At 30.1% G+C, this 15410-nt stretch carries 13 protein-coding genes; 3 read left to right on the forward strand and 10 right to left on the reverse strand.

The features are described 5' to 3' along the window. Window positions 1–429 precede the first annotated feature (429 nt). From ACQZHJ_RS13560 to hflX, 7 genes are all read right to left on the reverse strand, one after another. The gene (locus tag ACQZHJ_RS13560; RefSeq protein ID WP_430486083.1) at window positions 430–1344 is read right to left on the reverse strand and encodes a tyrosine-type recombinase/integrase; all 915 of its coding nucleotides are present in this window, start codon (window positions 1342–1344) and stop codon (window positions 430–432) included. Window positions 1345–1496: 152 nt separating this feature from the next. Then, window positions 1497–2234, reverse strand: coding sequence for a YebC/PmpR family DNA-binding transcriptional regulator (locus ACQZHJ_RS13565; protein WP_430486085.1), 738 nt, complete (start codon window positions 2232–2234; stop codon window positions 1497–1499). A 122-nt stretch (window positions 2235–2356) separates the two neighbouring features. Continuing rightward, complete coding sequence (locus ACQZHJ_RS13570; protein ID WP_430486086.1) at window positions 2357–3010, reverse strand: YigZ family protein; 654 nt, start codon at window positions 3008–3010, stop codon at window positions 2357–2359. A gap of 5 nt (window positions 3011–3015) precedes the next feature. After that, on the reverse strand, window positions 3016–4422 hold the full coding sequence (locus ACQZHJ_RS13575) for a PLP-dependent aminotransferase family protein (protein ID WP_430486087.1): 1407 nt from the start codon (window positions 4420–4422) through the stop codon (window positions 3016–3018). 14 nt (window positions 4423–4436) lie between these two features. After that, window positions 4437–5336: a nucleotidyltransferase domain-containing protein gene (locus ACQZHJ_RS13580; protein WP_430486088.1), complete on the reverse strand. Its 900-nt coding sequence runs from the start codon at window positions 5334–5336 to the stop codon at window positions 4437–4439. A 46-nt stretch (window positions 5337–5382) separates the two neighbouring features. Next, complete coding sequence (locus tag ACQZHJ_RS13585; protein ID WP_430486089.1) at window positions 5383–5853, reverse strand: hypothetical protein; 471 nt, start codon at window positions 5851–5853, stop codon at window positions 5383–5385. A gap of 129 nt (window positions 5854–5982) precedes the next feature. After that, the gene (hflX, locus tag ACQZHJ_RS13590) at window positions 5983–7779 is read right to left on the reverse strand and encodes a GTPase HflX (RefSeq protein ID WP_430486090.1); all 1797 of its coding nucleotides are present in this window, start codon (window positions 7777–7779) and stop codon (window positions 5983–5985) included. A gap of 106 nt (window positions 7780–7885) precedes the next feature. Between hflX and hpt the strand changes: the two genes are divergently transcribed. Continuing rightward, complete coding sequence (gene hpt / locus ACQZHJ_RS13595; protein ID WP_430486091.1) at window positions 7886–8410, forward strand: hypoxanthine phosphoribosyltransferase; 525 nt, start codon at window positions 7886–7888, stop codon at window positions 8408–8410. A 45-nt stretch (window positions 8411–8455) separates the two neighbouring features. Here hpt and yunB read toward each other — a convergent pair whose 3' ends face one another. After that, entirely contained in the window at window positions 8456–9130 is a 675-nt protein-coding gene (gene yunB / locus ACQZHJ_RS13600; RefSeq protein WP_430486092.1) for a sporulation protein YunB, read from the reverse strand. A 136-nt stretch (window positions 9131–9266) separates the two neighbouring features. Here yunB and ACQZHJ_RS13605 point away from each other — a divergent pair, with 136 nt between their 5' ends. Then, window positions 9267–11897: a transglycosylase domain-containing protein gene (locus ACQZHJ_RS13605; RefSeq protein WP_430486093.1), complete on the forward strand. Its 2631-nt coding sequence runs from the start codon at window positions 9267–9269 to the stop codon at window positions 11895–11897. 291 nt (window positions 11898–12188) lie between these two features. Next, a complete protein-coding gene (locus ACQZHJ_RS13610) occupies window positions 12189–13589 on the forward strand; it encodes an alanine/glycine:cation symporter family protein (RefSeq protein ID WP_430486094.1) in 1401 nt (466 codons plus the stop codon). Window positions 13590–13629: 40 nt separating this feature from the next. Here the strand turns inward: ACQZHJ_RS13610 and ACQZHJ_RS13615 are convergent, their stop codons facing one another. Continuing rightward, window positions 13630–14028: a hypothetical protein gene (locus tag ACQZHJ_RS13615; RefSeq protein ID WP_430486095.1), complete on the reverse strand. Its 399-nt coding sequence runs from the start codon at window positions 14026–14028 to the stop codon at window positions 13630–13632. A gap of 58 nt (window positions 14029–14086) precedes the next feature. Further along, on the reverse strand, window positions 14087–15163 hold the full coding sequence (locus ACQZHJ_RS13620; protein ID WP_430486096.1) for a GNAT family N-acetyltransferase: 1077 nt from the start codon (window positions 15161–15163) through the stop codon (window positions 14087–14089). Window positions 15164–15410: the final 247 nt, after the last annotated feature.

Here is a 15410-nt window from a genome sequence, read left to right on the forward strand (position 1 = left end):
TCAAACGTTATAAAGCTTGTCCTATAACTTCTGATACAGTTTCCCCACTCTTTAGAGTGCCAAACTACCACCATGTCTTTTATTTTATGGATATCGGTAGACACACACCTAAGCGTATATTATAACCATTGCTCTAACTATATTAATAAGGGTAACCTATAGTTAACATAATATACTGTTGATTTTTTGCATTGGCTCAACTGACCTATCTTGTTATTTAGACTTGTAAGAAAGCTTATACAAGTAACCTATATTCTAAAAAAGAGCATAGGAAATAAAGCCTTGCAAATCCTCACTTTTTTTGAGATAATACCATTAAGATTGATTGGTATATCCTTAATCTAGTTATTAAGTTAGTTAGGATATGCAAAGTTTATAAAACTATATTTAATTTTTGATGGTAGGTATTGTGAGTACCTACTATTTCTTTTATTTTAAATTCATTAATGGACTTGTTTTAACACTCATTTCAACAATTTCAAAATCTTGAATACTCTGTAAGTACCTCTTTGTAATTGCAATATTTTCATGTCCCAACAATCTACTTAAACTGTATATATCTAATCCATTTTTCAGTTGAGCTTGTGCAAAATAATGTCTACACGTATGGGGTGAACATCTTATTTCATGACGAACACTAGCTTTTTCTCCACATATCTTAACAATTCTTTCGACTGATTCAATCGTTAATGCTTTATATCTATAACTTAGAAAAAATGGTGCTTCTTCTGTAATTTTTCTATCCATAAAATAGCTATCTCTACACCTTATATATCTTAAAATTACCTTTTTTAAATATGGACTTATTGGAACATTTCTTTGTTTGTTACCCTTACCATTTTTAATAATTATACTTCTTTCTCTAATATCTTTATTAGTTAATTGGCATAATTCTAAATTTCTAATACCAGTATCAAAAAGTAATGCCATAATACATTTATTTCTTATGTTCATATAATTTGAGCCACTATAGACTTTCATCATTTTATATACTTCATCATTATTAAATGTATTTATTAACATTTTTCCCTCTCTTACCCAACCTACTTTTAACATAGGGTTCAATGATATGTACTCCTCATCTATTGAATATTTAAAATAAGCTCTAAAACATTTAATTATTCCATTAATATAACTTTCTTTTCTTCCCTTACTTTTTAAAAATTTAATATAGCTCTTTACTTGTATTGACTTAACCTCCTCAATTTCTATAATTTCAAATTCTTTTTCTAAATAAGTGAAAAATAAAAGATTATTATTTTTATAACTTTTTAATGTTCTTTTACTATAATTTCTTATTTCTAATTCTAATAAGAACTCTTCTAATATGTCTTTTAACAACAAAAAAAGGCTACCTCCTATCTCTAAAGATAGAAAATAACCTTTTAATATATACACCATTACAAAAACCTTAATTAATGTATATCATAGTAAATATTCAAAATTAATAATATATAAAAACCTTGTAACACATTGATATTACTAAGTTTAAGATATTACTCTTCCCATCCTTCTGGGAATTCAGCATTGTGATAAACCTCTTGAACATCATCATCATCTTCAAGTAAGTCTAACATTTTTTGGAACTTCTTAGCATCATCTTCGTTAATAGCAGTTTCAGTGTCTGGTATCATCTTAACTGCTGCTTCTAAGAATTCTAATCCTTCAGCTTCTAAAGCTTCTCTTACTGTACCGAAATCTTCTGGTGAAGTTGTTACTACAAACACTTCTTCTTCTGCTGCAAAGTCCTCTGCACCAGCATCTAAAGCCATCATCATGATTTCATCTTCATCTAAGTCAGCTTTTTCTATTACTATTTCACCTTTCTTTTGGAACATGAAAGCAACACATCCTGATGTACCCATGTTTCCACCACCTTTAGTGAAAGCACTTCTTACGTTACCAGCTGATCTATTTTTGTTATCTGTTAAAGTTTCTACCATAACAGCTACTCCTGATGGACCATATCCTTCATAAACGATTGCTTCATAGTTTACTGTATCAGCCTCTCCTGAAGCTTTCTTTATAGCTCTGTCTATAGTATCATTTGGCATATTTGCTGCTTTAGCTTTTGCTACAGCATCCTTTAATCTTGCGTTTCCATCTAAGCTAGCTCCGCCTTCTTTAACTGCAACAGCTATCTCTTTTCCTAGTTTAGTGAATATTTTTCCTCTTCTGGCATCCATCTTACCTTTTTTAGCCTGTATATTATGCCATTTTGAATGTCCTGACATCCTTACTCCTCCTAACATATATGTGAACTATTATTTAAATTTCTTTGAACGTCTTAAAATAATACTTAAATATTATATCATAGAGATTTTTTCTCTTCAACTTCTCTAAAAGGCTTATAGCCTTATTCATCAAAACTTTCGTAAAGTCTATTTCCTTCTTTAAAATAAATTCCTTCTAATGATTTACTCATAATAGCTTTACCATTTGTAGCCTCTGTAAAACTATTTTCCATTTCAGGAATTATAGATTCTTCAGCTAATATATGAATAGTTACATTGTCAGTAAACTCTGTATCCTCTATATGCCAATTGTTTTGACCACAAATATACTGGATTTTACCATATAAATCATAATTTATTTCAATAGAAAGCATAGCTCCCTCTACCTTTTCTACTACACCAGCTGCCTCAATAGCTATTACTGCCCCTTTAGTGTATGCTCTAGTAAGTCCACCTGTTCCAAGTAGAACTCCGCCAAAGTATCTAGTTACAACTACTGCACAATCTGTTATTCCTTGTTTTTTTATTACTTCTAATATAGGAATACCTGCTGTTCCTTGTGGTTCACCATTATCACTATATCTTTGTATTCCCATATTAGCACCAATAACATAAGCATAACAATTATGTCTAGCATCTTTATGTTTATTGTTTATTTCAGCTACGAATTCCTTAGCTTCCTCTTCTGTTGTAACTCTTTTAACATATCCAATAAAAACTGATTTTTTCTCTTCGAATCTATCATCAGCTGCTTTTTTTACAGTTATATAACTCATTTAATCTACCTACCTTTTAAAACATCATATATATTATCTATTCCTTTTTCTATCTTACTATAATCTATCTGTGAAAATCCAATTCTAAAACTTTTATCTCCGTCATTAGGATTTTTAAAGAATATATTTCCTGGTGTTATTATAGTTTGTCTATCTTTTAGTTTATAGAATAACTCTTTTGATGTTATGTCTATGTTCTTATTTATTTTTAAGAATAGGTTAAGTCCGCCCTTTGGTTCTTGAAAAGATACCATACTCCCTAATTTATCATGAATAAGTTTTTTTATGTAATTGTATCTTTCTGAGTATTCCTTATTTAATATTTCTATATGATCCTTCCAATACCCTTTTTCAATGTAATCCTGTAAAGCTCTTTGCATAAGACTTGATGTTGCTATATCAGTATTTACCTTTAAAGCTTGGAACTCCTCCTTAAATTCATCTGGAGCTATTAAATATCCCATTCTTATACCTGGTAGAAATATTTTAGAAAAACTCTTTATGTATATTACTCTCTCAGAATCTAGCTTTCTATATGGTATATACTCTAAACTATCTGAATAAACAAGTTCTGAAAGATAATCATCTTCTAATATATAAAAATCATATTTATATGCCAATTCTATAATCTTTTTCTTTTTTTCTAAAGAGCAACTGACACCTGTTGGGTTTTGAAAATAACTCATTGTATAAAAGCATTTTATTTTATTACTTTTTAATAATGATTCAAATTTATCTATATTTGGTCCATCCTTCTCCATAGGAATTTCTAATATATTTGCCTTTCTAAGCTTAAATACTAAAAGTGCCCCTCCATAAGTTGGTCTTTCAATAACTATATTATCATTTACATGTACTAAGGACTTACCTACTATATCTATTCCCTGTTGAGCTCCTGAAATTATAAGTATATTTTCCAAGTCGTTTTTTCCATCCCAAAACTCATCATTTATACTTTTTCTTAAATTTAAATATCCAAGAGGGTCACTATACATTAAGGCTTCCACTCCATCTCTAACCAAGACATTGTCTAGAGCACTTTTTAACTTTTCAACTTGGAAGAAGTTTGCACTTGTAGTTTCTCCAGTAAAGTCAATCCAATTTTTCAAGTCTCCAGATGCTATTTTTCTGAAAACATCATTATAATCCTGTTTAAAACTTCTACCAACTTCTTTATGTTTTGCATAAGTTCCACTTCCTTGCAATTGGTATGCAAACCCCTCTTGTGATAACTTTTTATAAGCATTTATAATTGTAACTTTGTTAACCTTCAAGTGTTCTGCTAGCAATCTTATTGTTGGAAGCTTTTCCCCTTCAACAATCGCACCCTCTTCTATTAGTGATTTTATTTTTTCATAAATTAATAAGTACTTGCATATACCCTCTTTAAATTCCACACTAAACTTTCTCATAGCTCACCTTTATTCTAATTTTCTTTAATTAAATAAACTTTTTCAGTAACTATTTTATCCCCATTATCTGAAAATCTTTCTCTTCCGCACTTTTTAACAATATCACGTTTATTAAGATAACCTAAAATCTCTTCAAAATCTATTTTAAATCCACTAAAGGCTTCTGATTTCCTTATCTCTTCAGAACTTAAATATTCTCCTTGCTCACGCATATATTCTATCAATGCTTTTATAATTCGTCTTATGTTCCTTTCTAAGAAACTTTCTATGTGATAATGAACTCTCTCTAAAGCATTTTTATCTGGCATTTTAAATATACTATTTATCATATTTTCAAAGTCACTATCAAGCTTCATCAGCATACCTGTTGAACTTTTTGTTATAAGATATCCATTATAATTTAGATATAGTTTACTAAAACTATCTACAGAATACATAAGTGATTCAAATGCAGAATAGAAATTCTCATTTTGAAGACACTTCTTATATAGGTTCATATCCTGTAAAAGCTCTCCTAAATAAACTAAATTCCATTTTTCACTATGTGATTCCATATAATATTTAATTGAAGTAAATTTATCTGAAATCTCTTGGTCTTTAGAAAAAATAAGCTTTGATGATATGAATTTTCTATGTATTGTGCTACCTGTAATTTCTTCCTGACAAAAATTCAATAAGAATCTCTTAGATATTATTTTTAAATGTAATGAAACTCCAAGTTCTTCTCCATAAATATCTTTTATCCCTTTAAAGTTATCATCAACAATAACAAATAAATCTATATCAGACCCTTCCCATATGTCTCCATTTATTATACTTCCGAATGCAGTAACAGCAATCACCTCATTATTTTTCTGTAAATCTGATATAACAGATTTGAATGAATTTTGATACTTTAATATTATTTCACTCAAAAAAGGTCCCTCCTTAATGACTATACATAAGTTTATTAATTTTCATCTATAAGCATTTACTCTTTTCAACTAAGCACTCCAAAGAATCTTTTACTAAATCCATACTTACTTCTATTTGTTCTAGTATATCATAAGATAAATCTAAAGCTTTTTTTCCTTCACCTTTTTTACCATATGCATTGGATTGATAAAGGTTCGCTGTAGCCGCTGTATTTTGCAATGCAAAACTAAGAAAATAAACTATATCAACAGTAGGTCTAACAACTCTATCATAATAAACCTTGAATTCTTCACCAACTGACAAAGCGGCTGCACTTGCTTGTATTGTTGCTGCCTTAAGAAGTATGTCCTGAGTTTGGGTGTATAGTTTATTTATTTCATCTTGACAAGGATTACCACTAGTTGTAGATGATGAATTAATAGCAGATGCTACTAATAAATCCATATCTATAGAAGAACCATCATTAGTTCGATCTCTCGTTGTACTTGATCTATTATCCGTGGAATTAGTTTCCATTTAGTTCTCCCTAAAATTAATTTCATTAATATTATACTTTTATTCTATTAAAATTATGATGTTACAAATTTTAAGAAGAAAAGCTAAATTCAATTGAATTTAGCTTTTGTTAAACATTATAAAATAAAACTATTGTATTTCATATTCTCTGCATTTATTTTCTACTTCTTCATCAACTTCAGCTTTTATGTAAGTTCCATCTTCTCTATATTCCTCTTCACCTACATTAGCATTTCTATGAAGATATGCTACAACTTGCTGAGCTGTGTATGGAATTAAGTATTCCTTACTTTTTAAAGTATAAGGCAACTCTTCACTTATAGCATTTAATAATTTATCTAAATTTATTCTTTCTTTAGCAGAAATTTTAACTACCTTATTGTAGACTGAAGAATATTTTTCTTCTAACTCTGCTAGCTTTTCTTCATCTGCCATATCAATCTTATTAAGAACTAATATTTTTGCAGCCTCTAAAGCCTTTAATTCTCCTAAAACTTTTTCTACTGCTATTATTTCTTCTTGCGCATTATCTGATGATGCATCAACAACATGACATAAAAGATCTGAGTATATAACTTCTTCTAAAGTTGATTTAAATGCCTCAACTAATTCATGAGGTAATTTACTAACAAATCCAACTGTATCTGTTAATGTTATATCCCTATTATCAGGTAATTTTATAGCTCTAGTTGTTGTATCTAAAGTAGCAAAAAGCATATCAGCTTCAAAAACTTTATCCTTAGCCTGAGTAGCTACGGTTGATGCTGACTCTACACATAGTGTATTTCTTAAAGTTGATTTACCAGCATTAGTATATCCAACTAAAGAAACCTGTGAAGTTTTTTCTTTACTTCTTCTTTCTCTTTGAGTTTCTCTTATTTTCTTAATCTTTTTAAGTTCCGCTTGAAGATCATATATTCTTTCTCTTATATGTCTTCTATCTATCTCAAGTTTCTTTTCTCCTGGTCCTCTTGTTCCTATTCCACCACCAGTTCTAGACATTACAGTACCAAGACCCATAAGTCTAGCTGCTCTATACTTTAACTGAGCAAGCTCTACTTGTATCTTAGCCTCTCTTGTCTTTGCTCTTCTTGAGAATATTTCTAGAATAAGAGTAGTTCTATCAATTACCTTAACACCTAAGTTAGCTTCAAGATTCCTAACTTGTGCCCCTGATAACTCATCATCAAATATAACTAAGTTAGCTCTAGTTAACTGTCTTATATTTGCAATCTCTGAAACCTTACCTCTTCCTATATAAAATGCCGCATCTACTTTGCTTCTATTTTGATAAACTTTTTCTAATGTAGGAATGTCACAAGCTTTAGCAAGTTCTTCTAGTTCATCTAAACTCTCTCTAGTATCACATCCAACTATGATTGCTCTTTCACTATCATCCTCTTCAACATTGCTTGTTTTAATGACTTCTTCAATATGATTTATCTTATCTAAGATATTCATACCTAAACATTTATCTAATTCTAGATAAGGATACTCTTCATTTATAAGAAGCTCATTTTCTACATAACAAAATCCTAAAGAAGCATCTTTAGCTTTTCCATCTTCTATAGCAATTGCCATAATAGCATCTAATTTTAATTTCATAAGAGCAGATATATCTAAAGCAGAAAGTCTACAAACACCACTTGGATGAGTATGTATTATTCTAACCCCTGATAATCTCTTCTCATGTATATCTAATAGAGGAATTTCTACACTTGAAGAATCTCCTATTGCAACACTTATAACTTTTCCTTTTCTATTTATACCTACACTTATCTCTCTTTCAATCTGAGCAGATAATCTAGAAATAACATTTACTATGTCTTCTGTACATATGCTATATTTAGGTACATTTATTTTATAAAGTTCTTCTAGTTCTTTTAGCACTGAATTTCTGATACCATCAGTATTTCCATGTATCATATATTACCACCTCGTAATATTTATTATGTTTCTTGACAATTTTCATTTAATTTTATACTATAAATACAATATTGTAAATAATACGGCATAGTTAGGGGAGAAAACAATGGAAGATAAGAATAGAAACATATTACTTTCTGAAGAAGAAATAAAGGCACAAACAGCTGTTGTAGGTAAAAAAATAACTGAAGACTACAAAGACAAAAATCTTTATGTTTTATCATTATTAAGAGGAAGTTTCATCTTTGCAGCTGACTTAGTTAGAGCAATAGATACAAAAACTCAAATAGGATTTATGACTACATCAAGCTATGGTCATGGAGAGGAAAGTACTGGCGTAGTTAAAGTTGTTAATGATATTCCGGACAACATCGAAGGATTAGATGTTCTAATCGTTGATGACATCATTGACACTGGTATAACAATGGACTTTGTTATAAACCACGTAAAAGCACTAGGTGCTAAGTCAGTTAAGACTTGTACTCTTCTAGACAAACCTTCAAGAAGAAAAGTTGACTTAAAACCAGATTACTGTTGTTTCGAAATAGAAGATTTATTCGTTGTTGGTTACGGATTAAACTATGGTGACCACTACAGAAACATACCTTACATATTTAACTGGGAAAACTAATAAAAAGGAGGTTAATCCTCCTTTTTTTATGCCCCTACTATTCACTCATTCTAAATTTCCAGTTCCAGAAAGCATATTGCCTCCCCACATACTTTTAGGAATATCTCCAACAATAACTGTATCAGAAACTGGTATCTGATTAACCACTTCTACTTCTTTATATTGTAAAGGTAAAATTATTTTTAAATCTGTTTTTACATTCACAAAAATTTTATGTCTAGTCTGATTTATTCCTGCGCTTTCAAATACTGAATCATACTCAACTTCCACTCTGCCTATGGGCTCCATTTTCACAGTTATACTTGGTCCCCAATATGACATAATATTATTTTTAGTTATATATCCTATTGGCATCTTAACTCCTATTGAGCCAATTTCTTTTATATCCTCCTGCGATTTTATAGCAACTTCAGTGGCTAATTCATTAAGCCTTATAGTATTTGCCTTTAGCATATCTATATTTCCAGTTTCATCTTTTTCAATATCAATTAAATCTTCATAGTTAAACTTTTCAGTATAAACTTCTACTATATTCTTATTTATTACATCTAAAGTCTTTGCTCTCATTTCAGAATCAGCTACTAATAAAACTGTAGGTGCAATTATTTTATCAAAACAATATATGAAACTCAGAAAAAGGGTAATAATAGTTACTATGAACATTATTAAATATTTTTTAATATCTATTTCCTTACGTTTCCGTTTATTTACACAATACAAGGGCTACACCTCTATAAATTGGTTTACTCTTAATATTATTATGCTATAATAATATATAATATTTCTTTAAATGTATAATAATATAGTTATGTAATTTTTTAAGAAATAGAAAGTTTTATTATGTTAGGAGGAAAAAATGACTGACAAAAACAGAGAGCATAAAGATAGAAAGCAGAAGAAAAAATCAGATAAAAATCCATCGAAAGTAAAGAAATTCTTTAAATGGTTCTTTATAAGCATTCTGCTTCTAGGGATAACTGCTGTTACAATAGTTGGAGTATATGTACTTTCAATAATAAGCTCTGCTCCCAAACTAGATATACAAGCAATACAATCTCTAAATCAGCCATCCATTCTTTACGATGATCAAGGAAACTTCATGGATAATGTTATTACACGCGAACAGCGTTATGTAGTTTCATCCGAAGAGATCCCTGATAACTTAAAAAACGCTTTTGTAGCTATTGAAGACGAAAGATTTTATGAGCACAAAGGAATAGATATAAGAAGAATCTTTGGGGTTATAGTTTCAAACTTTAAAAACAAGTTAGCTGGAAGTAATACCGTACAAGGAGCTTCAACGATTACTCAACAACTTATAAAAAATGCAGTTCTTACAAATGAAGTTAGTTATGAAAGAAAGATAAAAGAAATGTACTTATCTTTAGAATTAGAAAAAGAACTTTCTAAAGATGAAATTCTTACAACATATCTTAATACAATCCCAATGGGTGGATATCAGTATGGGGTTGGTGCTGCTGCACAAAGATTCTTTAGTAAGAATGTTTCTGACTTAACTTTAGTGGAATGTGCATACTTAGGTGGTCTTACTCAAGCACCTACTACTTATGATGGTCTTTCAGAAGTTAACCAAAAAGAGCCTGGAAAATCTAGATACTTAAATAGAACAAAATCAGTTTTATTTAAAATGCATGAACTAGGATATATATCAACTGAAGAATATAACAATGCTATAAATGAAATAGACACAAATGGTATTAAGTTTACACCTAATACAACATTAACTAGAACTAATTTTGAATGGTTCACAAGACCTGCTATTACTCAGGTCAAGGAAGACTTAATGACTAAATACAAGTACACTCAAGAGGAAGTTGACAAACTTATAGCAAATGGTGGTTTAAAAATCTATACATCTATGGACAGAGAACTTCAAGATCAAGTTCAAAAAATCTTAGATGACGAAAATAACTATTGGAAAATTTCTCAAAATCCAAATGCTGAAAATGAGAATGGAGTTTATGAACTTCAAGCAGCAGCTACAATAATAGACTATAGAACTGGTCATGTAAAAGCCCTAGTAGGAGGAAGAGGAGAACAACCTCCAATGTCTCATAACAGAGCTTACTATGACTTAAAATCTATAGGATCAACAACTAAGCCTTTAACTGTTTATGGTCCTGCCATAGATTTAGGACTTGGTGGAGCTGGCTCTGTTGTAGATGATTCTCCATTAACAGATAAGCAGCTAGCTTCTACTGGATACAAAAATCAGCCTAAAAATGAATATTCAGGTTATAAAGGATATTTAACATTTAGAGAAGCTTTAAAAATCTCTAGTAACTTAGGCGCAATTAAGGTTGCAAATGAAGTTGGTACTGCTAATTCAATAGCTTATGGTGAAAAACTTGGAATAACATATGGTCCTAATTCTAGAGGTATTTCAACTACTGCTTTAGGACAATTCCAAAATGATCCTAATAATCCTGATGGTAGCAACACTTATCATCTTGCATCTGCTTTTGGAGTATTTGGAGATAACGGTAAGAAAACAGATTCTAAACTATATACTAAGGTATTAGATTCTCAAGGGAATATCTTATTAGATAGTACTACACCTGAGGAAACTCAAGTATTTAGTCCTCAGGCTGCTTATATAGTATATGATATGATGAAAGATCAAATAGAAAGCGGATCTGCTACTGCTGCTAAATTTGGAAACATACCAGTAGCAGGTAAAACAGGTACTACTACTGGTAACAGAGATTTTGTATTTGCAGGATTAACACCATACTACTCTGCTGCCGTTTGGATTGGCTACGATCAGCCAAGAGAAATGAAAGCATACAGTGGTAAAACAGCTGCTCCACTATTCGGAAGAATAATGGAAGTTGCTCATAAAGGATTAGAATACAAGGAAATCGAAAATCCTGGTGGAATAAGCAAAGTTGCTGTTTGTAAAGATTCTGGTCTAAAACCAACATCATTATGTGCCCAAGACCCTAGAGGAAGTAGAGTTTACTATGATTGGTTTGTTGATGGAACTGCTCCTACTGAATACTGTAATCATCATGTAAAAGTAAGAGTAAATAAATTAAATAACAAATTAGCTACTGATAAAACTCCTGCTAGCCTTATAGTAGAAAGAGTCTTTTTAAGTAGAAGCTGGGCTCTTGGTCAAACAGCTGACTCAAAATATATGGCTCCTGGATCATATGATAATATGACTTCTGTTCCAGAAGAACCAAAACCAGACAAAGAAGACAATAAAGATAAAAACAATACAAACAAACCTGATAATAAACCAGAGAATCCTGGAGATACTAATAACAACAACCCTAATAATGGCGGAGATTTATCTGATCAAAATAAACCTGATGGAAATACTACACCAGGTGGAACTGAAAATAATAATCCTAATGCCAATAACAATAACAATAACAATAACAATAACAATAACAATAACAATAATAATAATAATGGTAATGCTCCAAATTCAAATGGTCAAAATAATAATACGCAATAAAATGAATGTGTTCTTGCATTTTATTGAATATTAAATTTAAGCCACTATGAAATTTGTTTTTCATAGTGGCTTTATTCATAGTAGAGCAACTCTCTAACCTACGTTATATCTTGCTTTTTAATGAATAACCGAATTATTCATTATTCAAATTTCTTAAAATTTGCTTCCCTTTTAAACCCCATTTTATGAATAACGAAATTTTAGTTCTTGCAATTTATTATCTTTCGTATTAAAATTAATTATAAATGTTACGTAAAACGAAAAATTTTATATCTACAGGAGGAGGAATTTATGGAAATACTTAACAACATAATAGTTAGTTTTAATGATTTTCTTTGGGGCTATATACTAATAGTTTTATTAATAGCTGCAGGTCTTTTATTTTCTTTTAAGACTAAGTTTGTACAATTTAGATACATCAAAGAAATGTTCCGTCTTTTAGGAGATGGTTTTGGAAAGTCAAGTAAAGAAAAAGGTGGAGTTTCTTCATTCCAGGCCTTTTGTATAAGTACAGCGTCTAGAGTTGGTACTGGTAATATAGCCGGAGTTGCTATAGCAGTAGCAGTTGGTGGACCTGGAGCAGTATTTTGGATGTGGCTTATAGCTTTAATAGGTTCAGCATCTAGTTTTGTAGAAAGTACATTAGCTCAAATATATAAAGTTAAAGATAAAGATAGTTTCAGAGGTGGTCCTGCTTACTATATGGAAAAAGGACTAGGCAAAAGATGGTTAGGAATCTTATTCTCAATACTTATTACAATATGTTTCGGATTTGTATTTAATGCTGTTCAAGCTAACACAGTAAGTGTTGCATTCCATAGTGCATTTGGATTTTCAAGATTAACAATAGGAATAATATTAGCAATTATAACTGCTTTAGTTATTTTTGGTGGAATACATAGAGTTGCTAAGGTTTCAGAAATTATAGTTCCTATCTTAGCAGTTGCTTACATATTAATTGCAATAGTTGTCTTACTTTTAAACATAACTGAATTACCTTCAGTTTTAAAACTTATTGTTGAATCTGCTTTTGGAATTAAACAGCTAACAGCTGGTGGACTTGGTGCCGCAGTAATGCAAGGTATTAAAAGAGGATTATTCTCTAACGAAGCTGGTATGGGTAGTGCGCCAAACGCAGCAGCTACTGCTACTGTTTCTCACCCAGTTAAACAAGGTTTAATTCAAACTTTAGGAGTTTTCACTGATACATTGTTAATTTGTTCATGTACAGCATTTATAATCTTATTATCTGGATCATACGCTGACACAAACTTAACTGGTATAGAGTTAACTCAACAAGCTCTTGTTTCTCAAATAGGACCTTTCGGAGCTTATTTCATAGCAATCTGTATATTACTATTCGCTTTCAGTTCAATAGTTGGTAACTTCTATTACGGACAAACAAATATAGAATTTATGAACTCAAAAAAATGGATATTAAACGTATATAGAATTCTTGTTATTGGTATGGTTCTATTTGGATCAGTTACAGAGGTTGCTTTAGTTTGGAACTTAGCAGACCTATTCATGGGGCTTATGGCTATATTAAATATTATAACTATACTGTTCCTTGGAAAATACGCATTCCTTGCACTTAAGGATTACACAAAACAAAAAAGCGCAGGTATTAAAGAACCTGTATTCAAAGCCTCTTCTATACCTGGATTAGAAAATGTAGAAGAATGGCAATAACATAAACAAAAAAGCTTTGAGGTTTTTTCTCAAAGCTTTTTTATATTAATCTTTCAAATACAACTTTTTTATTCAATTCTAAAGTTTCCATGTTTAACTCTACTCTAGATATAGGTGGACACCCTTCATCTCTCCATCTTTTCATATATGCTGGTGTTGCTTTATAACTATAATAATAACACTCTTCATATTCATCAGAGAATTCTAAAAAATCTGTTCTACTCTCTTCACTCACCTCTAAAATTTCCTTATCAACATTGTTTAATATAGGCCAAAAGTATTTCATTGGTATAGTATATTTAAAATCCGTATTTCCTTTAGTTACTCTACTTTCAAATAAAGCTCTCTTTATTATTCTGTTATCTCTATGAGATTCGTCTATATTAGCTCTAAATATTACATTTCCTCTTTTGTCTTGGTCCAATTTTATGTTTATCATATAATAAACAACTCCTATTCTTAGATTCTAATCACAGAATCAACTTGTTATTAAATCTCTATAAATCCAACTTATTTAGAACTGATTCTCCAAAAAGTTTCTTTATAATATATTTTATCCCTTCAACCTCATAAGACTTCTTCTTAACCATTATCAATCTACCATTATCAATTATGTTTTCATTTGAACAGGATGTTAAAGCCAACTCTTCCTTAACATCGTCTTCCCATTCTTTAGATGAATAAGACTTCAATCCTCTTAACAATCTATTCTTTATAAAAGGTATTATTCCATTTCCTAAAACAAGTACAATTTCACATCCATTTATACTCTTTAAAAGTCCATCAAAATCCTCATTAAACTTAAACTTATTTGTCTTATTTCCCGGAACTATTATTACATCTAAGTTCACATCACTTATGTGCTTTAAGTTTCTAAAGTTAATACTATATAATCCACTATTCTTAATTATATTTTGTGAACCTATTAGTTCTATTTTTATTAACTCTTTATCTAATACCTTATTTATATTTTCAAATATCTCTATAAATGAAACTACTGAACTAGCCATCATGTCTTCATATATAAATATTCCTATAGTTCTAGCTTTTAAATCTTTTGCACTAGATTTAAAATCATCTCTTGATAACCTGTAAGAGTAACCATCTTTATTTCTATACATAAGCTTAAATCCTATTTTTTCTAACCTCTCACGATTACCCTCTATCGAAACTGTGTCTAGCATATATAATCCACCGAACTCATTGAAAAAACACTCTAATATAAGCTGTACTGCTTCGCTTCCATATCCTAAATTTCTATATGCATTTTCTATTCTGACATTTAATCTTGCTGTTTTAGTTACAGAATCATATCCATGAAAGCTAGCCTCTCCTACTGGATTATCATTATAGTCAAATACTAAACAATAAAGATTTCTTCCATCAGTAGGACTTACCATTTTTTTATAAAAACCATCCCACTTGTATCTTGGAAAGGATATTATTTTACCAACATCCTTCATACTATTCATATCGCCCCATAACTTTTCAGTATAACTTAACTCTTCTAAATAAGGTGTTCTTATATAGACTTTTCTGCCTTCTCTTCTATAACAGTTTCTATTATCTATCACACTATCACACCAATCATTTTATTAATTCAAGAGTATTTTATCATAATTACCACAAACTGTGAAATTTTTTCATAAGTATTTAAGAATTATTCTTTAATAGTTTAGCTATACTAAATTAAATAATAAATTTTTCTAAACTATACAATCTTATAAGAGCTTGTAAGTTGCTACTTTACTCTTTTTAAGCAATTTTTCACTTAAATGTTATTTTTGAAAATTTTTATTGATTTTTATTTAAAAAGTATTT

The organism is Clostridium sp. B9 (genome assembly GCF_050509515.1).
Classification (GTDB): domain Bacteria; phylum Bacillota; class Clostridia; order Clostridiales; family Clostridiaceae; genus Sarcina.

What these genes read in the sequence shown, in the direction of transcription:
- ACQZHJ_RS13565 (WP_430486085.1), bottom strand. Translation starts at nt 2,234, where the DNA reads ATGTCAGGACATTCAAAATGGCATAATATACAGGCTAAAAAAGGTAAG.
- ACQZHJ_RS13570 (WP_430486086.1), bottom strand. Translation starts at nt 3,010, where the DNA reads ATGAGTTATATAACTGTAAAAAAAGCAGCTGATGATAGATTCGAAGAG.
- ACQZHJ_RS13575 (WP_430486087.1), bottom strand. Translation starts at nt 4,422, where the DNA reads ATGAGAAAGTTTAGTGTGGAATTTAAAGAGGGTATATGCAAGTACTTA.
- ACQZHJ_RS13585 (WP_430486089.1), bottom strand. Translation starts at nt 5,853, where the DNA reads ATGGAAACTAATTCCACGGATAATAGATCAAGTACAACGAGAGATCGA.
- hflX (WP_430486090.1), bottom strand. Translation starts at nt 7,779, where the DNA reads ATGATACATGGAAATACTGATGGTATCAGAAATTCAGTGCTAAAAGAA.
- hpt (WP_430486091.1), top strand. Translation starts at nt 7,886, where the DNA reads ATGGAAGATAAGAATAGAAACATATTACTTTCTGAAGAAGAAATAAAG.
- ACQZHJ_RS13605 (WP_430486093.1), top strand. Translation starts at nt 9,267, where the DNA reads ATGACTGACAAAAACAGAGAGCATAAAGATAGAAAGCAGAAGAAAAAA.
- ACQZHJ_RS13610 (WP_430486094.1), top strand. Translation starts at nt 12,189, where the DNA reads ATGGAAATACTTAACAACATAATAGTTAGTTTTAATGATTTTCTTTGG.
- ACQZHJ_RS13615 (WP_430486095.1), bottom strand. Translation starts at nt 14,028, where the DNA reads ATGATAAACATAAAATTGGACCAAGACAAAAGAGGAAATGTAATATTT.